15 protein-coding genes and 1 pseudogene are annotated in these 16,323 nt (G+C 67.2%); 7 read left to right on the plus strand and 9 right to left on the minus strand.

Annotated elements, in window-relative coordinates; translation table 11 throughout:
- Positions 1 to 278: pseudogene (locus WA944_RS08710) on the plus strand (HNH endonuclease); the annotation flags it as partial.
- On the opposite strand, the gene WA944_RS08715 reads toward WA944_RS08710, so the two are convergent.
- From WA944_RS08715 to WA944_RS08725, 3 genes are read right to left on the minus strand one after another with little or no spacing between them, the layout of a single operon-like run.
- Complete coding sequence (locus tag WA944_RS08715) at positions 259 to 2,151, minus strand: acetoacetate--CoA ligase (RefSeq protein ID WP_526372851.1); 1,893 nt, start codon at positions 2,149 to 2,151, stop codon at positions 259 to 261. The pseudogene WA944_RS08710 and the gene WA944_RS08715 sit on opposite strands and share 20 nt — an antisense overlap.
- Positions 2,152 to 2,185: 34 nt before the next feature.
- Positions 2,186 to 2,932 carry a 3-hydroxybutyrate dehydrogenase gene (locus tag WA944_RS08720; protein WP_526372853.1) on the minus strand — a complete coding sequence of 249 codons (747 nt, stop codon included), beginning with the start codon at positions 2,930 to 2,932 and terminating at the stop codon, positions 2,186 to 2,188.
- Positions 2,929 to 4,299, minus strand: coding sequence for an MFS transporter (locus WA944_RS08725; RefSeq protein ID WP_526372855.1), 1,371 nt, complete (start codon positions 4,297 to 4,299; stop codon positions 2,929 to 2,931). Before WA944_RS08725 ends, WA944_RS08720 begins: the two co-directional genes overlap by 4 nt.
- 108 nt (positions 4,300 to 4,407) lie before the next feature.
- Between WA944_RS08725 and WA944_RS08730 the strand changes: the two genes are divergently transcribed.
- Positions 4,408 to 5,385 (plus strand): LysR family transcriptional regulator, encoded by a 978-nt coding sequence (locus WA944_RS08730; RefSeq protein ID WP_526372856.1) that lies wholly within the window; start codon positions 4,408 to 4,410, stop codon positions 5,383 to 5,385.
- Here the strand turns inward: WA944_RS08730 and WA944_RS08735 are convergent.
- Positions 5,326 to 6,177 carry an SDR family oxidoreductase gene (locus WA944_RS08735; protein ID WP_526646751.1) on the minus strand — a complete coding sequence of 284 codons (852 nt, stop codon included), beginning with the start codon at positions 6,175 to 6,177 and terminating at the stop codon, positions 5,326 to 5,328. The two genes, WA944_RS08730 and WA944_RS08735, sit on opposite strands and share 60 nt — an antisense overlap.
- 74 nt (positions 6,178 to 6,251) lie before the next feature.
- On the opposite strand from WA944_RS08735, the gene WA944_RS08740 reads away from it, so the two are divergent.
- Positions 6,252 to 7,019: an alpha/beta hydrolase gene (locus WA944_RS08740; protein WP_526372858.1), complete on the plus strand. Its 768-nt coding sequence runs from the start codon at positions 6,252 to 6,254 to the stop codon at positions 7,017 to 7,019.
- On the opposite strand, the gene hsaB is transcribed toward WA944_RS08740, so the two are convergent.
- The 4 genes from hsaB to hsaA are packed head-to-tail and all read right to left on the minus strand — an operon-like array spanning position 7,014 to position 10,601.
- Entirely contained in the window at positions 7,014 to 7,580 is a 567-nt protein-coding gene (gene hsaB, locus WA944_RS08745; protein ID WP_163895125.1) for a 3-hydroxy-9,10-secoandrosta-1,3,5(10)-triene-9,17-dione monooxygenase reductase subunit, read from the minus strand. The two genes, WA944_RS08740 and hsaB, sit on opposite strands and share 6 nt — an antisense overlap.
- 2 nt (positions 7,581 to 7,582) lie before the next feature.
- Complete coding sequence (hsaC, locus tag WA944_RS08750; RefSeq protein ID WP_526372860.1) at positions 7,583 to 8,485, minus strand: iron-dependent extradiol dioxygenase HsaC; 903 nt, start codon at positions 8,483 to 8,485, stop codon at positions 7,583 to 7,585.
- 31 nt (positions 8,486 to 8,516) lie between these two features.
- The gene (gene hsaD, locus WA944_RS08755) at positions 8,517 to 9,404 is read right to left on the minus strand and encodes a 4,5:9,10-diseco-3-hydroxy-5,9,17-trioxoandrosta-1(10),2-diene-4-oate hydrolase (protein ID WP_526372861.1); all 888 of its coding nucleotides are present in this window, start codon (positions 9,402 to 9,404) and stop codon (positions 8,517 to 8,519) included.
- Positions 9,405 to 9,416: 12 nt separating this feature from the next.
- Positions 9,417 to 10,601, minus strand: coding sequence for a 3-hydroxy-9,10-secoandrosta-1,3,5(10)-triene-9,17-dione monooxygenase oxygenase subunit (gene hsaA / locus WA944_RS08760; protein WP_526610913.1), 1,185 nt, complete (start codon positions 10,599 to 10,601; stop codon positions 9,417 to 9,419).
- Between the two features lie 133 nt (positions 10,602 to 10,734).
- Between hsaA and WA944_RS08765 the strand changes: the two genes are divergently transcribed.
- The gene (locus tag WA944_RS08765; protein ID WP_526370823.1) at positions 10,735 to 11,838 is read left to right on the plus strand and encodes a 2Fe-2S iron-sulfur cluster-binding protein; all 1,104 of its coding nucleotides are present in this window, start codon (positions 10,735 to 10,737) and stop codon (positions 11,836 to 11,838) included.
- Between the two features lie 76 nt (positions 11,839 to 11,914).
- Positions 11,915 to 12,433, plus strand: coding sequence for a hypothetical protein (locus WA944_RS08770; RefSeq protein ID WP_526370821.1), 519 nt, complete (start codon positions 11,915 to 11,917; stop codon positions 12,431 to 12,433).
- A gap of 6 nt (positions 12,434 to 12,439) precedes the next feature.
- Here WA944_RS08770 and WA944_RS08775 read toward each other — a convergent pair whose 3' ends face one another.
- Positions 12,440 to 14,623 (minus strand): acyl-CoA dehydrogenase family protein, encoded by a 2,184-nt coding sequence (locus WA944_RS08775; protein ID WP_526610915.1) that lies wholly within the window; start codon positions 14,621 to 14,623, stop codon positions 12,440 to 12,442.
- A 287-nt stretch (positions 14,624 to 14,910) separates the two neighbouring features.
- On the opposite strand from WA944_RS08775, the gene kstR reads away from it, so the two are divergent.
- Positions 14,911 to 15,519 carry a cholesterol catabolism transcriptional regulator KstR gene (gene kstR / locus WA944_RS08780; RefSeq protein WP_526368868.1) on the plus strand — a complete coding sequence of 203 codons (609 nt, stop codon included), beginning with the start codon at positions 14,911 to 14,913 and terminating at the stop codon, positions 15,517 to 15,519.
- A 3-nt stretch (positions 15,520 to 15,522) separates the two neighbouring features.
- A complete protein-coding gene (gene otsB / locus WA944_RS08785) occupies positions 15,523 to 16,302 on the plus strand; it encodes a trehalose-phosphatase (RefSeq protein WP_526368819.1) in 780 nt (259 codons plus the stop codon).
- Positions 16,303 to 16,323 lie beyond the last annotated feature (21 nt).

Genomic DNA, 16,323 nt, shown 5'->3' on the forward strand with positions numbered 1-16,323 from the left:
GGCACTGCGACCACGCCACCCCAGCCCGCGACGGCGGACCGACCAGCGCCCGCAACGGCCTCGGTGACTGCGAAGCCTGCAACTACGCCAAAGAAGCCCCCGGCTGGCAGGTGAGCACCACCGAGGCCGATGGGGAACACCGCGCCGAGTACCGCACCCCCACCGGAGCGGTCTACCACTCCACCGCCCCACCACTACCCGGACCACCGCGCCGACGCAGGATCAGCCTCGTCGAAGGCCAACTCAGCATCGACCTCGTCACCTTCGACGCTGCGTGACGTACCAATCGAGCAGGTCCGGATCGTCGACGGCGCTGCGCTCGACGACCTTGGCCGGGTCGCCGCCCTGGAACAGCTTCTTGATGGGCACCTCGAGTTTCTTGCCCGTGCGGGTGTGCGGAACGCCTGGGGCGACGATGATCTCGTCGGGGACGTGGCGCGGCGACACCTCGGACCGGACGATGCCGTTGATGCGGTCGCGCAATGGGTCGTCGAGTTCGACGCCTTCGGCGAGGACCACGAACAAGGGCATCCAGTAGTCGCCGTCGGCTTGTTCGGCGCCGATCGCCAGTGCTTCGACGACCTCCGGCAGGCTTTCGACGGCCTGATAGATGTCGGCGCTGCCCATCCGGATGCCGTGCCGGTTGAGCGTGGAATCCGAGCGTCCGTGCACGATGACGCTGTCGTGGTCGGTGATGGTGATCCAGTCGCCATGACGCCACACCCCCGGGAACATCTCGAAATACGCGGCGCGGTAACGCTGTCCGTCCGGGTCGTTCCAGAAGCAGACCGGCATCGAGGGCATCGGCTTGGTGACGACGAGTTCGCCGACCTCTCCTCGCACCGGCTTACCGTCTTCGTCCCACGCGTCCAACGCGACGCCGAGGAACGGCGCGGACAACTCACCGGGCCAGACCGGCACCGTGCGGACACCGCCGATGAACGCCGACACCACATCGGTGCCGCCGCTGATCGACGCCACCTGGACGTGGTCACCGACGTTGTCTCGCAACCACAGAGACGATGCGGGCGGCAGCGACGACCCGGTGATCCCCACCGTCCGAAGTGTCGACAGGTCATGGGTGCTTTTCGGCTGCGCCTCACCCTTCATGCAGCCCAGCACGTAGCCGGGGCTGGTGCCGAGCACCGTCGCGCCGACCCGGGACGCGATCTCCCACAGTGCGTCCGGCCGGCCCGCCGACGGGCTGCCGTCATAGCAGACGATCGTGGCACCGACGAGGAGTCCCGCGACCTGGAAGTTCCACATCATCCAGCTGGGGCTGGTGAACCAGAAGAAGGTGTCGTCGCCGCCGATGTCGGACTGCAGCGCGACCGCTTTCAGGTGTTCCAGCACCACCCCGCCATGACCGTGCACGATCCCCTTGGGCAGTCCGGTGGTTCCCGACGAGAACAGGATCCACAGCGGGTGCTCGAACGGAACCGCGACGGTGTTGATCGGGCCGTCGCTGCGTGCGGCGAGGTCGTCGACGGTGAACGTCGCTGCCAGAGTGGGCAACCCGTCTCGCAGCGCGGCGACCTCGTCGGTCTTGTGCCGGTACTTCCCGCCGAACGTGTATCCGTCCGCGGTCACCAGCGCCTTGGGCTCGAGCTGGCCGAGCCGGTCGAGGGCGGCTTTCGCCGAGTAGTCCTGTCCGCAGGCGCTCCAGACCGCGCCGATGGCGGCGGTGGCCAGGAACGCGATCACCGCTTCCGGGATGTTGGGCAGGTACCCGGCGACACGATCACCGGGGCCGACACCGGCCGCGCGCAGCGCATCGGCGAATGCGGCGGTGCGTCCGAGCAGTTCCTCCCACGACATCTCGCGGTCCGGTCCCGCCTCGTTGACGTAGATGATCGCGGGCCGGTCCGTGCGCGCGTTGCGCACGATCTGGTCGACGTAGTTCAGCTGGGTGTCGGGGAACCACCGGGCACCGGGCATGTCATCGCTGTCGAGAACCGTCGGCCCGCGCTCACCGACCTCGAAGTAGTCCCACAACGTCGCCCAGAAGGCGTCGATGTCCGCGACCGACCAGCGCCACAGCGCGTGGTAGTCCGGGAACACGGAACCCGTGCGCTGCTCGGCGAACCGTGCGAAGTCGGTGACTCGGGCGTCGGCGACATCTCGGTCGGTGGGAACCCACTGGGGTGTCATGGGCGACCCGCCGCCCGCGGCACTACCGTCGCTGTCAACGCGCACTCCATCCGCCGTCCATCGTGTACGAAGCTCCCGTAACCATGCCAGCAGCCGGTGATGCCAGCCAACCCGCCAGGGCGCCGACCTCCTCGGGCTCGACGAGACGTTTGACCGCGCTCTCCTTGAGCAGGATCTCGGCGATCACCTGGTTCTCCGGGATGCCGTGCGTCTTGGCCTGGTCGGTGATCTGCTTGGTCACCAGCGGGGTGCGGACATAGCCGGGGTTGATGCAGTTGCTCGTGACGCCGTGCGGACCGCCCTCCAGGGCCGTCACCTTCGACAGCCCCTCGAGGCCGTGCTTTGCGGTGACATAGGCGACCTTGAACGGCGACGCGCGAAGACCGTGTACCGAAGAGATGTTGATGACGCGGCCGAAACCGCTGCGGTACATGTGCGGCAACGCCGCGCGGATCAGCAGGAACGGCGACTCCACCATCAAAGCCATCATCATCCGGAACCGCTCCGGTGGGAACTCGGCGATCTCACTGATGCTCTGCACACCGGCGTTGTTGACCAGGATGTCGGTGCTCAGCTGCAGGCCCTCCAACGCCTCGACATCAAGAAGATCCACCGCCCAGGCAGTTCCGCCGATCTCCTTCGCCAGGGACTTGGCTCCGACGTCGTCGATGTCGGCGACCGTGACCGACGCCCCGCGGCCAGCCAACTCCCGCGCGCACGCCGCACCGATGCCGCTCGCACCGCCGGTCACCAGCGCGGTGCGACCGCTGAGCTCGCTCACAGAACGCCGGCCTTCGCGAGTTGCTCGCGGTCGGCCTCGTCGAGGGTTTTCAGGTCCAGACCATTGGTCTCCCGGTTGAACAGGGCAGCCACCAAGGTGATCGCCGCGGCGCCGGCGAGATACAGGGCGATCGGCACCCACGAGTCGAATCGGTCGAGCAACCATGTGGCGATGGCCGGCGCCAGCGAGCCCGCGACGATCGATGTCACCTGGTAACCAAGGGAGACACCGGAATACCGCATCCGGGTGGGGAACATCTCCGCCATGATGGCCGGCTGTGGCGCGTACATCAGCGCATGGATCATCAGACCGACGATGACGGCCGTCATGATCAGCAGGTAGTTCGCCGTGTTCATCATCGGAAACGCGAAGAACCCCCAGGTACCCGCGAGAATGGCACCCACGATGTACACCGGCCGGCGCCCGTACCGATCCGACAGCCGGCCGACCTGCGGGATCACCAGGAAGTGCACCGCATGCGCAGCCAACAGGTACCACAGGATGTCGCCGGTGTCCGCGCCGACATGGGTCGACAGGTAGACGATCGAGAACGTGACGACCAGGTAGTACATGATGTTCTCCGCGAAGCGGAGCCCCATGGCGGTGAAAACCCCACGCGGATGACGCTTCAGCACCTCGAACACACCGTAGGACACGGCCTTGGTCCGTTCGACCTCCTCCTGCGCTTCCAGGAAGATCGGCGCATCGGTGACCTTTGTGCGGATGTAGTAACCGATCACCACCACCACGGCAGACAGCCAGAACGCGACCCGCCAACCCCAGGACAGGAACGCCTCGTCCGACAGCACACCGGTGAGCACCAGCAGCACCACGGTGGCAAGCAGGTTGCCCACGGGCACCGCGGCCTGCGGCCAACTGGCCCAGAAGGCGCGTTGCTTGTCCGGGCTGTGCTCGGCGACCAGCAGGACCGCTCCACCCCATTCGCCGCCCACTGCGAAACCTTGGAGGAATCTCAGCAGGACGAGCAGTATCGGTGCCCAGATGCCGATCTGTCCGTAGGTCGGCAGGCAACCCATCAGGAAGGTCACGGCGCCGACGAGCAGAATCGCGAACTGCAACAGCTTCTTGCGGCCGTACTTGTCGCCGAAGTGCCCGAAGACGATGCCGCCCAGCGGACGCGCCACGAAGCCGACTGCGTAGGTCAGCAGCGCCGCGATCAGCGCGTTGGCCTCGCTCGTGCTCTGGGCGAAGAAGATCTTGTTGAACACCAGCGTGGCAGCGGTGGCGTAGAGAAAGAACTCGTACCACTCGACGACCGTCCCCGCCATCGAGGCCACCACGACGCGTTTGAGGCCGGCGGTCGCCGACCGTGGTTCTTCGGTCCCCGGCTCATGGTGTGTGCTCATGGGAATCCCTTCTTTGTGACGCCGACCACAGTTCAATGTGAGTATTCATGCAGCTGCCTACCGGCGGCAATGACCAAAACTGCAGGAACCTTCTGCAAACATGCAGATATGCCGCCGCTGGATCACCACCCAAGCCCCGACGATCTGTTGGTCCTGCTGGCGGTGGGGCGGACCGGCCGGTACACGACGGCGGCCGATGAACTCGGCCTCAACCACACCACGATCAGTCGCCGCATCGCCGCCCTCGAACAGGCGATGGGCGGGAGGGTGCTGGCCCGCGTGGGCGGCGGCTGGGAGCTCACCGATCTCGGACGCGAGGCGCTGGCAGCGGCAGAGGTGGTCGAGTCGGCGGTCCGTTCGCTGGCCGTCGACGCCGGAGGGCGCCGCGCGCTGGAAGGGGTGGTCCGGATCTCGGCGACCGACGGCTTCTCCGCCTACATCGCCGCTCCCGCGGCCGCCGCGGTGCAGCGCAATCACCCCAAGGTGGCGGTGGAGATCGTCGCCGCCACCCGGCGCGCCACCCAACAGCGCTCGGGACTGGATGTCGAGGTGGTGGTCGGCGAACCGACCGTGCACCGCGCCAAGGCACTGCGACTCGGCGACTACTGCCTGGGCCTCTACGGCTCCCGGCACTACCTCGACGAGCACGGCGCACCGTCGAGCATCGCCGATCTGCAGCGCTACCCGCTGGTCTACTTCATCGATTCGATGCTCCAGGTCGACGACCTCGACCTGGCGACGAGTTTTGCGCCGGCGATGCGGGAGTCGGTGACGTCGACGAACGTGTTCGTCCACGTCGAAGCCACCAGGGCCGCCGCCGGCCTCGGTCTGCTGCCGTGCTTCATGGCCGACCGCCACGATGACCTGATCCGCGTGCTGACCGATGCGGTGTCGATCCGTCTGACCTACTGGCTCGTCACCCGTGCCGAGACACTGCGGCGGGCCGAGGTCGCCGCGGTGGTCGACGCGATCACCGCGCGCATGGACGACCAGCGTGACATGCTTCTCGGCCGGCGTAGGGCCGGGTCACCGTCGACGGCCGAAAGCGGCGAAACGCCACAGATAACGGGGCAGGCCGAACGCTGAAAGCGCCTTCGGCCAGGCGTCCGCCCGGAAGTAGGCGTCGGAGCCGCCGTCGACGAATATCACACTGCCGCAGAGTAAGTCGGCGGCATCAGTCAGCATGAACAGCATCCAGTCGGCCAGGCTGCCCGGGTCCCCGAACCCACCCACCGGCACCGGGAACGCGTTGACGGTGTTTGCTTCCCTCGGAGTTGCCAGCTGCTTCTCCAACAGCGGGGTGAGGATCGCACCGGGCGCCAGCGCGTTCAGTCGGATACCTTCGCCCGCCCAGTCGGAGGTAACGGCCTGTCGCCGCACCCACCGTGCTACCGCGATCTTCGACGCTGCGTAGGCCATCGCCGGTGCGGCCGGGCCGAGCAGCCGCACGGCGCGCTGGGCTTTGTGCGGGTCGCCGGCGAGCAGGGCGCGCACGGCCCGTCGGGGCACCGCCGGCGTTGTCGTGGTCGAATTGCTGGCCGCCACAACGACCTTCGCTCTGTGCGCGGCTGCCAGCCGGGGGCGCCAGGCGTTGAGCAGATCGACCACCCCGAAGAAGTTGACCTGATAGATCAGGCCGGCACGGTCCGCCCCCGGCGTCGGACCGATACCCGCCGCCAGCACCGCGCCGTCGAGGCGCTCGGCGAGCTGCAGCACGCGTGTCGCCGCAGTGGTCCGCCCCGATGCGGTGGACAGGTCGGCCACCACCTCGGCGTCCCGCAGATCCACGCCGATCACCACGTGCCCGTCGGCGCGGAGCCGCTGCGCCGCCTGATGACCCATTCCGGATGCTGATCCGGTGACCACATAGGTACCCAGTGCTCTCACCTTTCGGTATTGTCTCGACCGCGGGGGGCTTGCACCCGGCACACCAAACCTGGTGCAGTCATGGCATGCCCTTCATCGAACACGAACGTGGCCGCGCGTACTACCGGCACTGGGCCGCCGCCGAGCCACGGGCCGCCGTCATCTTCCTGCACGGGTTCGGCGAGCACACGGGCTTGTACCACCGGTACGGATTCGCCCTGAACGCCGCAGGCATCGACCTGTGGGCAGTCGACCAGTTCGGCCACGGCCTGAGCCCGGGACAGCGGGGCGACTTCGGGTCCATCGAGGACAGTTCGGCGCTGGCCGACAGCCTGACCGCACTGTCCGAGGACCGGCGACCGGGAATTCCGCTTCTCGCGCAAGGGCATTCGTTCGGTGCGATCGTGACGCTGTTTCGGCTACTGGACCGCAAGGACCGGTATCGGCGCGCCGTCATCTCCGGCGCACCGCTGGTCCCGATCCCCGAACTGCTCGACGCCGACACCTCTTTCGAACTCGATCCGGGCCTGCTGTCCTCGGATCCGTTCTATGTGGACTCGCTGGTCAATGATCCCCTGGCGTTCGTCGACGCCGACGGCGCAACCCTGGCCAGGGAACTGGACCGGGGGTGGGACCGCTTCGGCCTGGACTTGCCGTCGCTGTCGGTGCCCACCCTTGCGGTGCACGGGGTCAACGACCCGATCGCGCCGATCGGTGCGGTACGCGCCTACGCCGAGCAGATCGAGGCGCTGAGACTGGTGGAGTTCGCGGGCGCTCGCCACGACATCCTCAACGAGACCGTCCACCGTGACGTCGCCTCGGCGATCGTCGAGTTCGTGCACTCGGCGTCATAGCCAGGTGTCTTCGGTCGTCGCGGTCAGGAACGCCTCGAGGTCGTTGCGCCAATCCGCCGGGGTGTTCTTCTCGGGCTCGATGCCGGTGTACCCGCCCTGGTAGAACAGCAGCGGCCGGGGCTTCTTCTTCGGGACGTCGGACAGCGAGTGCACCGCACCGAAGACCACAAAATGGTCCCCACCGTCGTGCACCGAGTTCACCGCGCAGTCGATGTGGGCCAGTGAGCCCTCGATGATCGGCGAGCCCAGTTTCGACGGTGCCCAGTCGATTCCGGCGAACTTGTCCGGCTCCCGGGAGCCGAAGCGCGCCGAGACGTCCTTCTGGTTCTCGTGCAGAATGTTGACGCAGAAATTGCCACTGGCCTCGATCGCCTGCCAGGACCGCGAGACCTTCGTAGGACAGAACAGCACCAGCGGCGGATCCAGGGACAGCGCCGCAAACGACTGGCAGGCGAAGCCGACGGGGACACCTTCGTGCACCGTGGTGATCACCGTGATTCCCGTGCAGAACTGGCCGAGCACACTGCGGAAGGTGCGCGGGTCGATGGGAGGATTACTCACCGCTATTTGAAGCCCACGCTGAAGTCGTGGCCCCACAGTGACACTGCGGTGCTCTCCCGGGCAACCCACTTGTCGTCGTCCTCGACTTCGAGCCCCTCACAACCGAACTCGATGTCGAAGCCGCCGGGCGTCTTCATGTAGAAGGACAACATCTTGTCGTTGACGTGCCGACCCAGCGTCGCCGACATCTTGACCTTGCGGCGTAGCGCCCGGTCCAGACACAGCCCGACGTCGTCGGCGTTTTCCACCTCCACCATGAGATGCACGATCCCGCTGGGCGTCTCGCCCGGCATGAAGGCCAAGCTGTGGTGCCGGGGGTTGACGCCCAGGAACCGCAACCAGGCGGGAGCGCCGTCGGCCGGCCGGCCGACCAGCTGGGGTGGCAACCGCATCGAGTCACGCAGATGGAACCCGAGCACGTCCCGGTAGAAGTGCAGTGTGTCCGCGTCATCGCGGGTGGTCAGCACCACGTGTCCGAGGCCCTGCTCCTCGGTGACGAACTTGTGCCCGTACGGGCTCACCACGCGCCGATGCTCCAGCGCGACGCCGTGGAACACCTCCAGCGTGTTGCCCGAGGGATCGTCGAAGACGATCATCTCGTCGACACGGCGGTCGGCCAACTGGGTGGCGGTGGCCTCTTTGTAGGGCGTGCCCTCCACCTCGAGGCGGTTGCGAATCTCCTGTAGGGAAGCTGCGTTCGCGGTCTCCCAGCCGGATTCGAGCAACCGTTCGTGCTCGCCCGGCACGATGACCAGCCGGGCGGGGAACTCGTCCATGCGCAGATAGAGGGCGCCCTCGGTGCTGCCGGAACCTTCGACCATGCCGAGCACTTTGAGCCCGTACTCGCGCCAGGCTGCGATGTCGGTGGTCTCGATGCGTAGATATCCCAGCGATCGGATGCTCATCTGGTGCCTCCGTTCTTCGCGCAAGCGCTCATCACAAGCCCCCGAGGAAATCGATGGTCAGCTTGTTGAATTCGTCGAACTTCTCCAGCTGCGCCCAGTGCCCGCACTGCCCGAACACATGCAGCGAAACGCGGGGAATCTGCTTGAGCGCCACCAGCGCCCCGTCGAGCGGGTTGACCCGGTCCTCGCGTCCCCAGATCAGCAGCACCCGCTGACGGAGCTTGTACACGTCACGCCACATCATGCCGAGCTCGAAATCCGCTCCGGCGAAGGACTTACCCATCGCCTTGGTGGCGGCGAGCGACTCCGGGGTGCTGGCGATCTGGAACCGCTCCTCGACCAGCTCGGGAGTGATCAGGGTCTGATCGAAAACCATGATGCGCAGGAACTTCTCGATGTTCTCGCGCGTCGGGTCCGCCGCGAACCGGCCCAACAGCTTCACGCCTTCGGTCGGGTCGGGTGAGAAGAGGTTGACGCTCAAGCCGCCCGGGCCCATCAGCACGAGCCGACCGGCACGCTTCGGGTTGTCCAGCGCGAACCGCACCGCGGTGCCGCCGCCGAGTGAGTTGCCCACCAGCGCTGCGCGTTCGATGCCCAGATGGTCGAACAGGTTCAGCAGCGCCGTCGAGCTGTAGCGGTTGTACTGCTCGTGTTCGGCGTGCTTGTCCGAATGACCGTAGCCGGGCTGGTCGACAGCCAACACGTGGAAGTGCTGGGCCAGCACCGCGATGTTGCGGCCGAAGTTCGACCAGCTGGACGCACCGGGGCCGCCACCGTGCAGTAACACCACCTTCTCGGGATGGCCGACACCGGCCTCGTGGTAGTGCAGCCGCATGTCATCGCGGACCTGCGCGTACCGGGAGGTCGACTCGAAGGTGATTTCTTGCTGTTGAGCGGCTTCTGCTGCGAAGGATGTCATCAGGCCGACCGATCAAACCATCGTGTCCTGCGGTGGCAGGCCGAACTCGTTGTTTCCGAAGATCAGGTAGGCCCGCTCCGGCTCGTTCGCCGCGTGCACACGACCGGCGTGCGCGTCCCGCCAGAACCGCTGCACGGGAGCGTCGGTCTGCAGCGCGGTCGCGCCGGCGCTCTCGAACAGCAGGTCGATCGACGCGATCGCGCGGGCGGTGGCGCGCACCTGGTCGCGCCGGGCTCGGGCACGCAGCTCGAACGGAATCTCTTCATCGGCCTTGAGAAGTTCGTACTCCTCGCGGACGTTGCCGATCAGCTGTCGCCAGCCGGCATCGATGTCGCTGGCAGCCTCGGCGATGCGCACCTTGGCGAACGGGTCGTCCTTGGACTTCTCACCGGCGAAGGCGGCACGCACCCGCTTGCCCTGGTGTTCGACGTGGGCGTCGTACGCGCCGTATGCCATTCCCATGATGGGGGCCGAGATGGTGGTGGGATGCATCGTCCCCCAAGGCATCTTGTACACCGGCGCGGTGTTGTTCTCCAGGCCGCCGGCGGTCCGGTCGTTCATCGCCTTGTAGGACAGGAACCGGTGCCGCGGCACGAACACGTCCTTGACGACGACGGTGTTGCTGCCGGTCCCCTTCAACCCGACGACGTGCCAGACGTCGTCGATGCGGTATTCACTGCGCGGGATCAGGAAGCTGCCGAAGTCGACCGGCTTACCGTCCTTGATGACCGGGCCGCCGAGGAACGCCCATGTCGCGTGGTCACAGCCCGAGGACCACTGCCACGCGCCGCTGACCAGGTAGCCGCCGTCGACGACGGTGCCGGCGCCCATCGGCGCGTACGAGGACGACACACGCACCGTGGGGTCACTGCCCCACACCTCGTCCTGTGCCTGCTGGTCGAACAGGGCCAGGTGCCAGTTGTGCACACCGATGATGGACGACACCCACCCGGTGGAACCGCACGCGCTGGCGATGCGCCGCACGGCCTCGTAGAAGACGGTGGGGTCACACTGCAGACCGCCCCACTGCTCGGGCTGGAGCAGCTTGAAGAAGCCGACCGCGTCGAGTTCGTTGACCGTCTCATCGGGGAGGCGGCGCAGCTCTTCGGCGGACTGGGCACGCTTGGCGATCAGCGGCAGTAGATCGTCGATGCCGGCTAGAACCGCCTGCACGTCACGCTGTTGAATGGACGTCACGGATTGCCTCCCGGGAGCTAGGGCTTGCGATGAGCGCTTGCACGAAGAGCAGATCGCTTAACGGAAAGATTAGAACACGTTACGATTTGTGTCGAGCAGCGCATTGCTGTGGCGGCTGGACCTGCGGACATGCATTTCTGTAACCTGTTCTAGTTATCGATGCGAGGAGGGCACAGCAGTGACGGATGAGCCGCTCGGCAGCCACGTGCTCGAGCTGGAGGTGGCCGACGTCGTCGACGAGACCGCCGACGCCCGGTCGCTGGTGTTCAAGGTCCCCGACGACCCGGGGATCCCGGCCGACAAACTCCATTACGCCCCTGGCCAGTTCCTGACGCTGCGGGTGCCCAGCGACCGCACGGGTTCGGTGGCCCGCTGCTATTCGCTGTGCAGCTCACCCTTCAGCGGCGACCCGTTGACCGTGACGGTCAAGCGCACCGCCGACGGCTATGCGTCGAACTGGTTGTGCGACCACGCTGCACCGGGCATGAAGATGCACGTGCTGGCACCGTCGGGGACCTTCGTGCCCGACGACCTCGACACCGATTTCCTGCTGCTCGCCGCCGGCAGCGGCATCACCCCGATGATGGCGATCCTGAAGTCCGCGCTCACCGAGGGCAGCGGCAAAGTGACGCTGGTCTACGCCAATCGCGACGAGAGTTCCGTCATCTTCGCCACCGCACTGCGCGAACTGGCCGCCAAGTATCCGGATCGGCTCAACGCAGTCCACTGGCTGGAATCGGTGCAGGGGCTGCCCAGTGCCACCGACCTGTCCGGCCTGGTGGCCCCGTACACCGCACGCGAGGCGTTCATCTGCGGCCCGGGCCCGTTCATGGCCGCCGCCGAGGAGGCGCTGAAGTCGGCGGGTGTCCCGGGCGAGCGCGTCCACATCGAGGTGTTCAAGTCCTTGGAGTCCGACCCGTTCGCTGCGGTGGTGGTCGAGGAGGACGACAGCGACGAAGGTCCCGCGACGGCAACCGTGACGCTCGACGGAGACACCCACGAGGTGTCCTGGCCGCGGAGCGCGAAGCTGCTGGACGTGCTGCTCGCCAAGGGACTGGACGCGCCGTTCTCCTGCCGCGAAGGTCACTGTGGCGCATGCGCGGTGCTGACCAAGTCCGGCGACGTCGAGATGGAGGTCAACGATGTCCTCGAACAGCAGGATCTCGACGAGGGCCTGATCCTGGCCTGCCAGGCGCACCCGCGCTCCGATTCGGTTGAAGTCACCTACGACGAATGAGCCGCGGACTACCATTCCGCCACGGGAGGCACACGTGAAACGATTTGCCCAGAAGTCCGCGTTCTCCAGGATTTCGATGGCCGCGGCGACCTCGGTCGTGCTGGCGTTGTTCGCGCCCGCGGCCGGGGCACACGCCGCGGTGGACACCGCCGATGCGTCGATCCCCGTCGATCCCGTGACCTCGATCGAAGTGCACACCACAGCGGACTGCGTGCGCGCCGTGAACCAGTGCTTCTTCACCGCGAGCGCCAATCTCCGCACTCCTGCGGGCGCGATCGGTTTCCCCAGCGATCTGTGGGCCCGTCAGACCACCACGCTGCGATCGATGGACCGCATCGTCTATCTCGACACCGCCTTCCAGGCAGAGAACACCCGGATGTTCAAGTCGATCGGCCCGGTCGAGTTCACCACGATCTACTTCGGTAGCGGACCGGTGGAGAAGTACCGACTCCAGGGCAACACCTGGCCCACCGACTGGTCGACCGGCCAGCCGAAGCTCGACGCGGACTACATCGTGTGCTCACACATCCAGGTGGTGTACGCCGGCGTGAACCTCACCACCCCGGACGCCTGCTCGCAGACCACTTTCGACTAGACACCGTCAGCGCGGCAGGCCCAGCAACCGCTCCCCCGCCATCGTCAGCAGGATCTGTTCGGTGCCGCCTGCGATGGTCAGGCAGCGGGTGTTGAGGAAGTCGCGCACCTGGCTGTTCTCCACCGCACCGGCCCCGTCGGCCAGGTCCATCCGGAACTCGGCGAGCGCCTGGCGGTACCGCACACCGATGAGCTTGCGTGCACTGGCCTGCGGCCCAGGATCTCCACCACCTACGGCGAGCTGCGCGATGCGCTGGTCGAGCAACGACCCCATCTGTGCGGTGACGATCAACGCACCGAGCCGATCCTGTTGCGCACCATCGGCTTCGAGCGCTGGATCTTCCCGGACGACCCGCAGCAGCTCTTCCATCGGGTTCCCCAACGCGGTGCCCTGGGCCATCGCGACGCGCTCGTTGGCCAGCGTGGTGCGCGCCAACCGCCAGCCGTTGTCGACCTCGCCGACCACCATCTCGTCGGGCACGAAAACGTCGTCGAAGAACACCTCGTTGAACAGCTCGTCGCCGGTGATCTCACGCAGTGGCCGGATCACGATGCCCGGCGACTTCATGTCGATCAGGAAATAGGTGATGCCCTTGTGCTTGGGAGCATCGGGGTTGGTGCGGGCCAGGCAGACGCCCCAGTGCGCGGTCTGCGCAGCAGAGGTCCACACCTTCTGGCCGGTGAGCTTCCAGCCGGAATCAGCGCGGACGGCTTTGGTCCGCAGTGCCGCCAAATCCGATCCCGCACCTGGCTCACTGAACAGCTGGCACCACTGCAGGTCTCCGCGCAACGTCGCGGGAACGAACTGCTCGATCTGCTCGGGGCTGCCGTGTTCGAGAATCGTCGGCACCGCCCACCAGCCGATCACCAGGTCGGGCCGGACGATTCCGGCTGCCGCCAACTCCTGGTCGATCAGCAACTGCTCGGCAGGACCCGCCGCCCGCCCGTAGGGTCGCGGCCAGTGGGGGGCGAGCAGACCGGTCTCGGCCAGCACGACCTGTCGTTTCTCCTCGGTGACTGCCGCGACTTCGGCTACCGCCGACGCGATCTCGGGCCGCAGGTCGGCCACCGACGCCAGGTCGATGTGCAGTTCCCGGCGCACCCCCTGCTGGGTCAACGCCGCCACCCGCCGGAGCCAGCGCGACCGTCCACCCAGGAACTGGGCGATGCCGTAGGCGCGCCGTAGATACAGGTGCGCATCGTGCTCCCAGGTGATCCCGATGCCGCCCAGTACCTGGATGCAATCCTTGGCGTTGGCCTTGGCGGCCTCGATGCCGACCGAGGCCGCCAAGGCAGCCGCAATGGAGAGTTGCTCGTCGTTTTCACCGGCACCGTCGTTTTCACCGGCACCGTCGTTTTCACCGGCAGCGCGCGCCGCGTCGGCGGCGGCCACCGACGCCTGCTCGGAGCGCAGCAGCATCTCGGCGCACATATGCTTGATCGCCTGGAAGCTTCCGATCGGCTTGCCGAACTGCTCCCGCACCTTGGCGTAGTCGGTCGCGGTCTCCAGCAGCCACCGGGCCAGACCCGCCGCCTCGGCTGCCAGCACCGTCGCCGCCAGATCGACGACTCGCTGCCCGGACACCTCGAGCTCCTCGGCAACCGCGTCGTCGAGCAGCACCCGCGCCAGCGGCCGGGAGAAGTCGGTGGCTTTCAGCGGCTCCACCGTCACCCCGTCGGCCGCGGCGTCGACGAGTAGCCAGCGCTCACCCGCGGGCAGCAGCAGCACCCCGCCGGCGGCGTCCTCGCCGGCACCGAGCACATGCGGCGCCGTTCCCGAGACCCGCCCGTCGGCGTAGGACAGCTCTGCTGTCAACGCCACCCCGGCGGTGCGCTCACCGCAGGCCATGGCCTCGAGCAGACCGGCGTGCGCGCCGTCCAGGACCAGCGTGGCCAGCGCGGTGGTGGCCACCGGGCCGGGCACCATGGCTGCGGCCGCCTCGTCGACCATCGCGCAGAGGTCCGCGACCGTGCCGTCGGCGCCGCCGTGCTCCTCCGGCAGCGCCACCCCGAAGATCCCCAACTGCGCCAGGGCGCCGTAGGGTGCCCGCCACGCCCCCGGATCACCTTGTTCGACGTCCCGCGCGGCGCCCACGACGGCCGATCCTGCCGCCCAGCTGCGCACCAGCTCGCGGGCGTCCGACTGCTCATCGGAGCTGGTCGTCGAGTTCTTCAAAGATCCAGCCGACACCGGGACTCCTAAGCGTTTGGGGGGAGAAGACGGTGCTTCCCACTAGAACGTGTTCTAATAGTGCCAGCGTTCGACCGTCAAGTCGACCGCCATCGCAGCAGGCAGGACGGCGTCTACATGGCACTGAGGTGAGAAGTTGGGGGCCGGTATGCGTATCGTTTTCCGCGAGACCGCATCACGAAGGAGACGCTCGTCGCATGTCTGGGACGTCTGAGTTGTCAGCCGGCGCCTCGCCGACCCCTGGGCGTGCCGCCGGATTCGACTCCCGACCGCGCCAGGTCCTGAACGTGGCGGTGCTGGCGGAGTCCGAGCTGGGATCCGAAGCACAGCGCGAGCGCCGCAAGCGCATTCTGGACGCCACCTTGGCGATCGCGTCCAAGGGTGGCTACGAAGCCGTCCAGATGCGGGCCGTGGCCGAACGCGCTGACGTCGCCGTCGGAACCCTGTACCGGTACTTCCCGTCGAAGGTCCATCTGCTGGTGTCCGCGCTGGGCCGGGAGTTCGAGCGTATCGACGCCAAGACCGACCGGGCGGCGCTGTCCGCGGGCGTCACCGCCTACCAGCGGCTGAACATCATGGTCGGCAAGCTCAACCGGGCCATGCAGCGCAACCCGCTGCTCACCGAGGCCATGACGCGGGCATTCGTCTTCGCCGACGCCTCCGCAGCCGGCGAGGTCGACCACGTCGGCAAGCTCATGGACTCGATGTTCGCGCGTGCCATGAGCGACGGTGAGCCTACCGAGGACCAGTACCACATCGCCCGGGTGATCTCGGACGTGTGGCTGTCCAACCTGCTGGCCTGGCTGACGCGGCGAGCGTCGGCCACCGACGTCAGCAAGCGACTGGACCTCGCCGTGCGGCTGCTCATCGGGGACGGCGACCAGCCTAAGATCTAGCGGGTGAGCGACCTCCCGCCCGACGTGACGACCGCCCTCGACGAAGCGGCGTCGGCTGTGCGGCTGCTGGTCACCTCCGACTTCGACGGGACCCTGTCGCCGATCGTCAACAATCCGTCTGACGCGCGGCCGCTCCCGCACGCCGGCCAGGCCCTCATCGAACTCGCCGAACTGCCCGCGACCGCCGCCGCGCTGATCTCCGGAAGGGCGCTTCGCGACCTGCGGACGTTGTCGTCGATGCCGCCGACGGTGCAACTGGTCGGCAGCCACGGCGCGGAGTTCGACTCGGGGTTCTCCCACGACATCGACCAGGACCTGTTACAGCAGATCACCGACGCGTTGACCTCGATCGCGTCGGGCAGACCCGGCGTGACGGTCGAGACGAAGCCGGCCAGCGTCGCGCTGCACGTCCGCAACGCCTCCGAATCCGACGGCGACGACGCGCTGCGTGAGGCGCGCGCGGCGTCCGAGAGCTGGGAGGCGCACGCGACCGCGGGCAAAGCGGTGCTGGAGTTCGCCGTGATCTCCACCGACAAAGGCGAGGCGATCGACATCCTGCGCGAGCAGTATGAGGCGACGGCTGTGGTGTTCTTCGGCGACGACGTCACCGACGAGAAGGCGTTCCGGCGGCTCCGCGACGCCGACGTCGGGGTGAAGGTCGGGCCGGGAGAGACGTTGGCCCGGTTCCGCATCGGCTCACCCGAGGACGTCGCGACGGCGCTGCGGCAGCTGGTCGACACCCGGCGTCGTTTGTCAGATCAGCAATCCCCCTTGGCGTTCTGACGAGTTCGGTCCAATCTTGTC

Origin of the sequence: Mycobacterium sp. (assembly GCF_049683355.1) — a bacterium.
In the GTDB taxonomy this organism is placed as follows: Bacteria; Actinomycetota; Actinomycetes; order Mycobacteriales; family Mycobacteriaceae; genus Mycobacterium.

Coding starts and splice junctions, on each gene's coding strand:
- WA944_RS08715 (WP_526372851.1), bottom strand. CDS start 2,151: ATGACACCCCAGTGGGTTCCCACCGACCGAGATGTCGCCGACGCCCGA.
- WA944_RS08770 (WP_526370821.1), top strand. CDS start 11,915: ATGGCCGCGGCGACCTCGGTCGTGCTGGCGTTGTTCGCGCCCGCGGCC.
- WA944_RS08740 (WP_526372858.1), top strand. CDS start 6,252: ATGCCCTTCATCGAACACGAACGTGGCCGCGCGTACTACCGGCACTGG.
- hsaD (WP_526372861.1), bottom strand. CDS start 9,404: ATGACATCCTTCGCAGCAGAAGCCGCTCAACAGCAAGAAATCACCTTC.
- WA944_RS08725 (WP_526372855.1), bottom strand. CDS start 4,299: ATGAGCACACACCATGAGCCGGGGACCGAAGAACCACGGTCGGCGACC.
- hsaC (WP_526372860.1), bottom strand. CDS start 8,485: ATGAGCATCCGATCGCTGGGATATCTACGCATCGAGACCACCGACATC.
- WA944_RS08730 (WP_526372856.1), top strand. CDS start 4,408: ATGCCGCCGCTGGATCACCACCCAAGCCCCGACGATCTGTTGGTCCTG.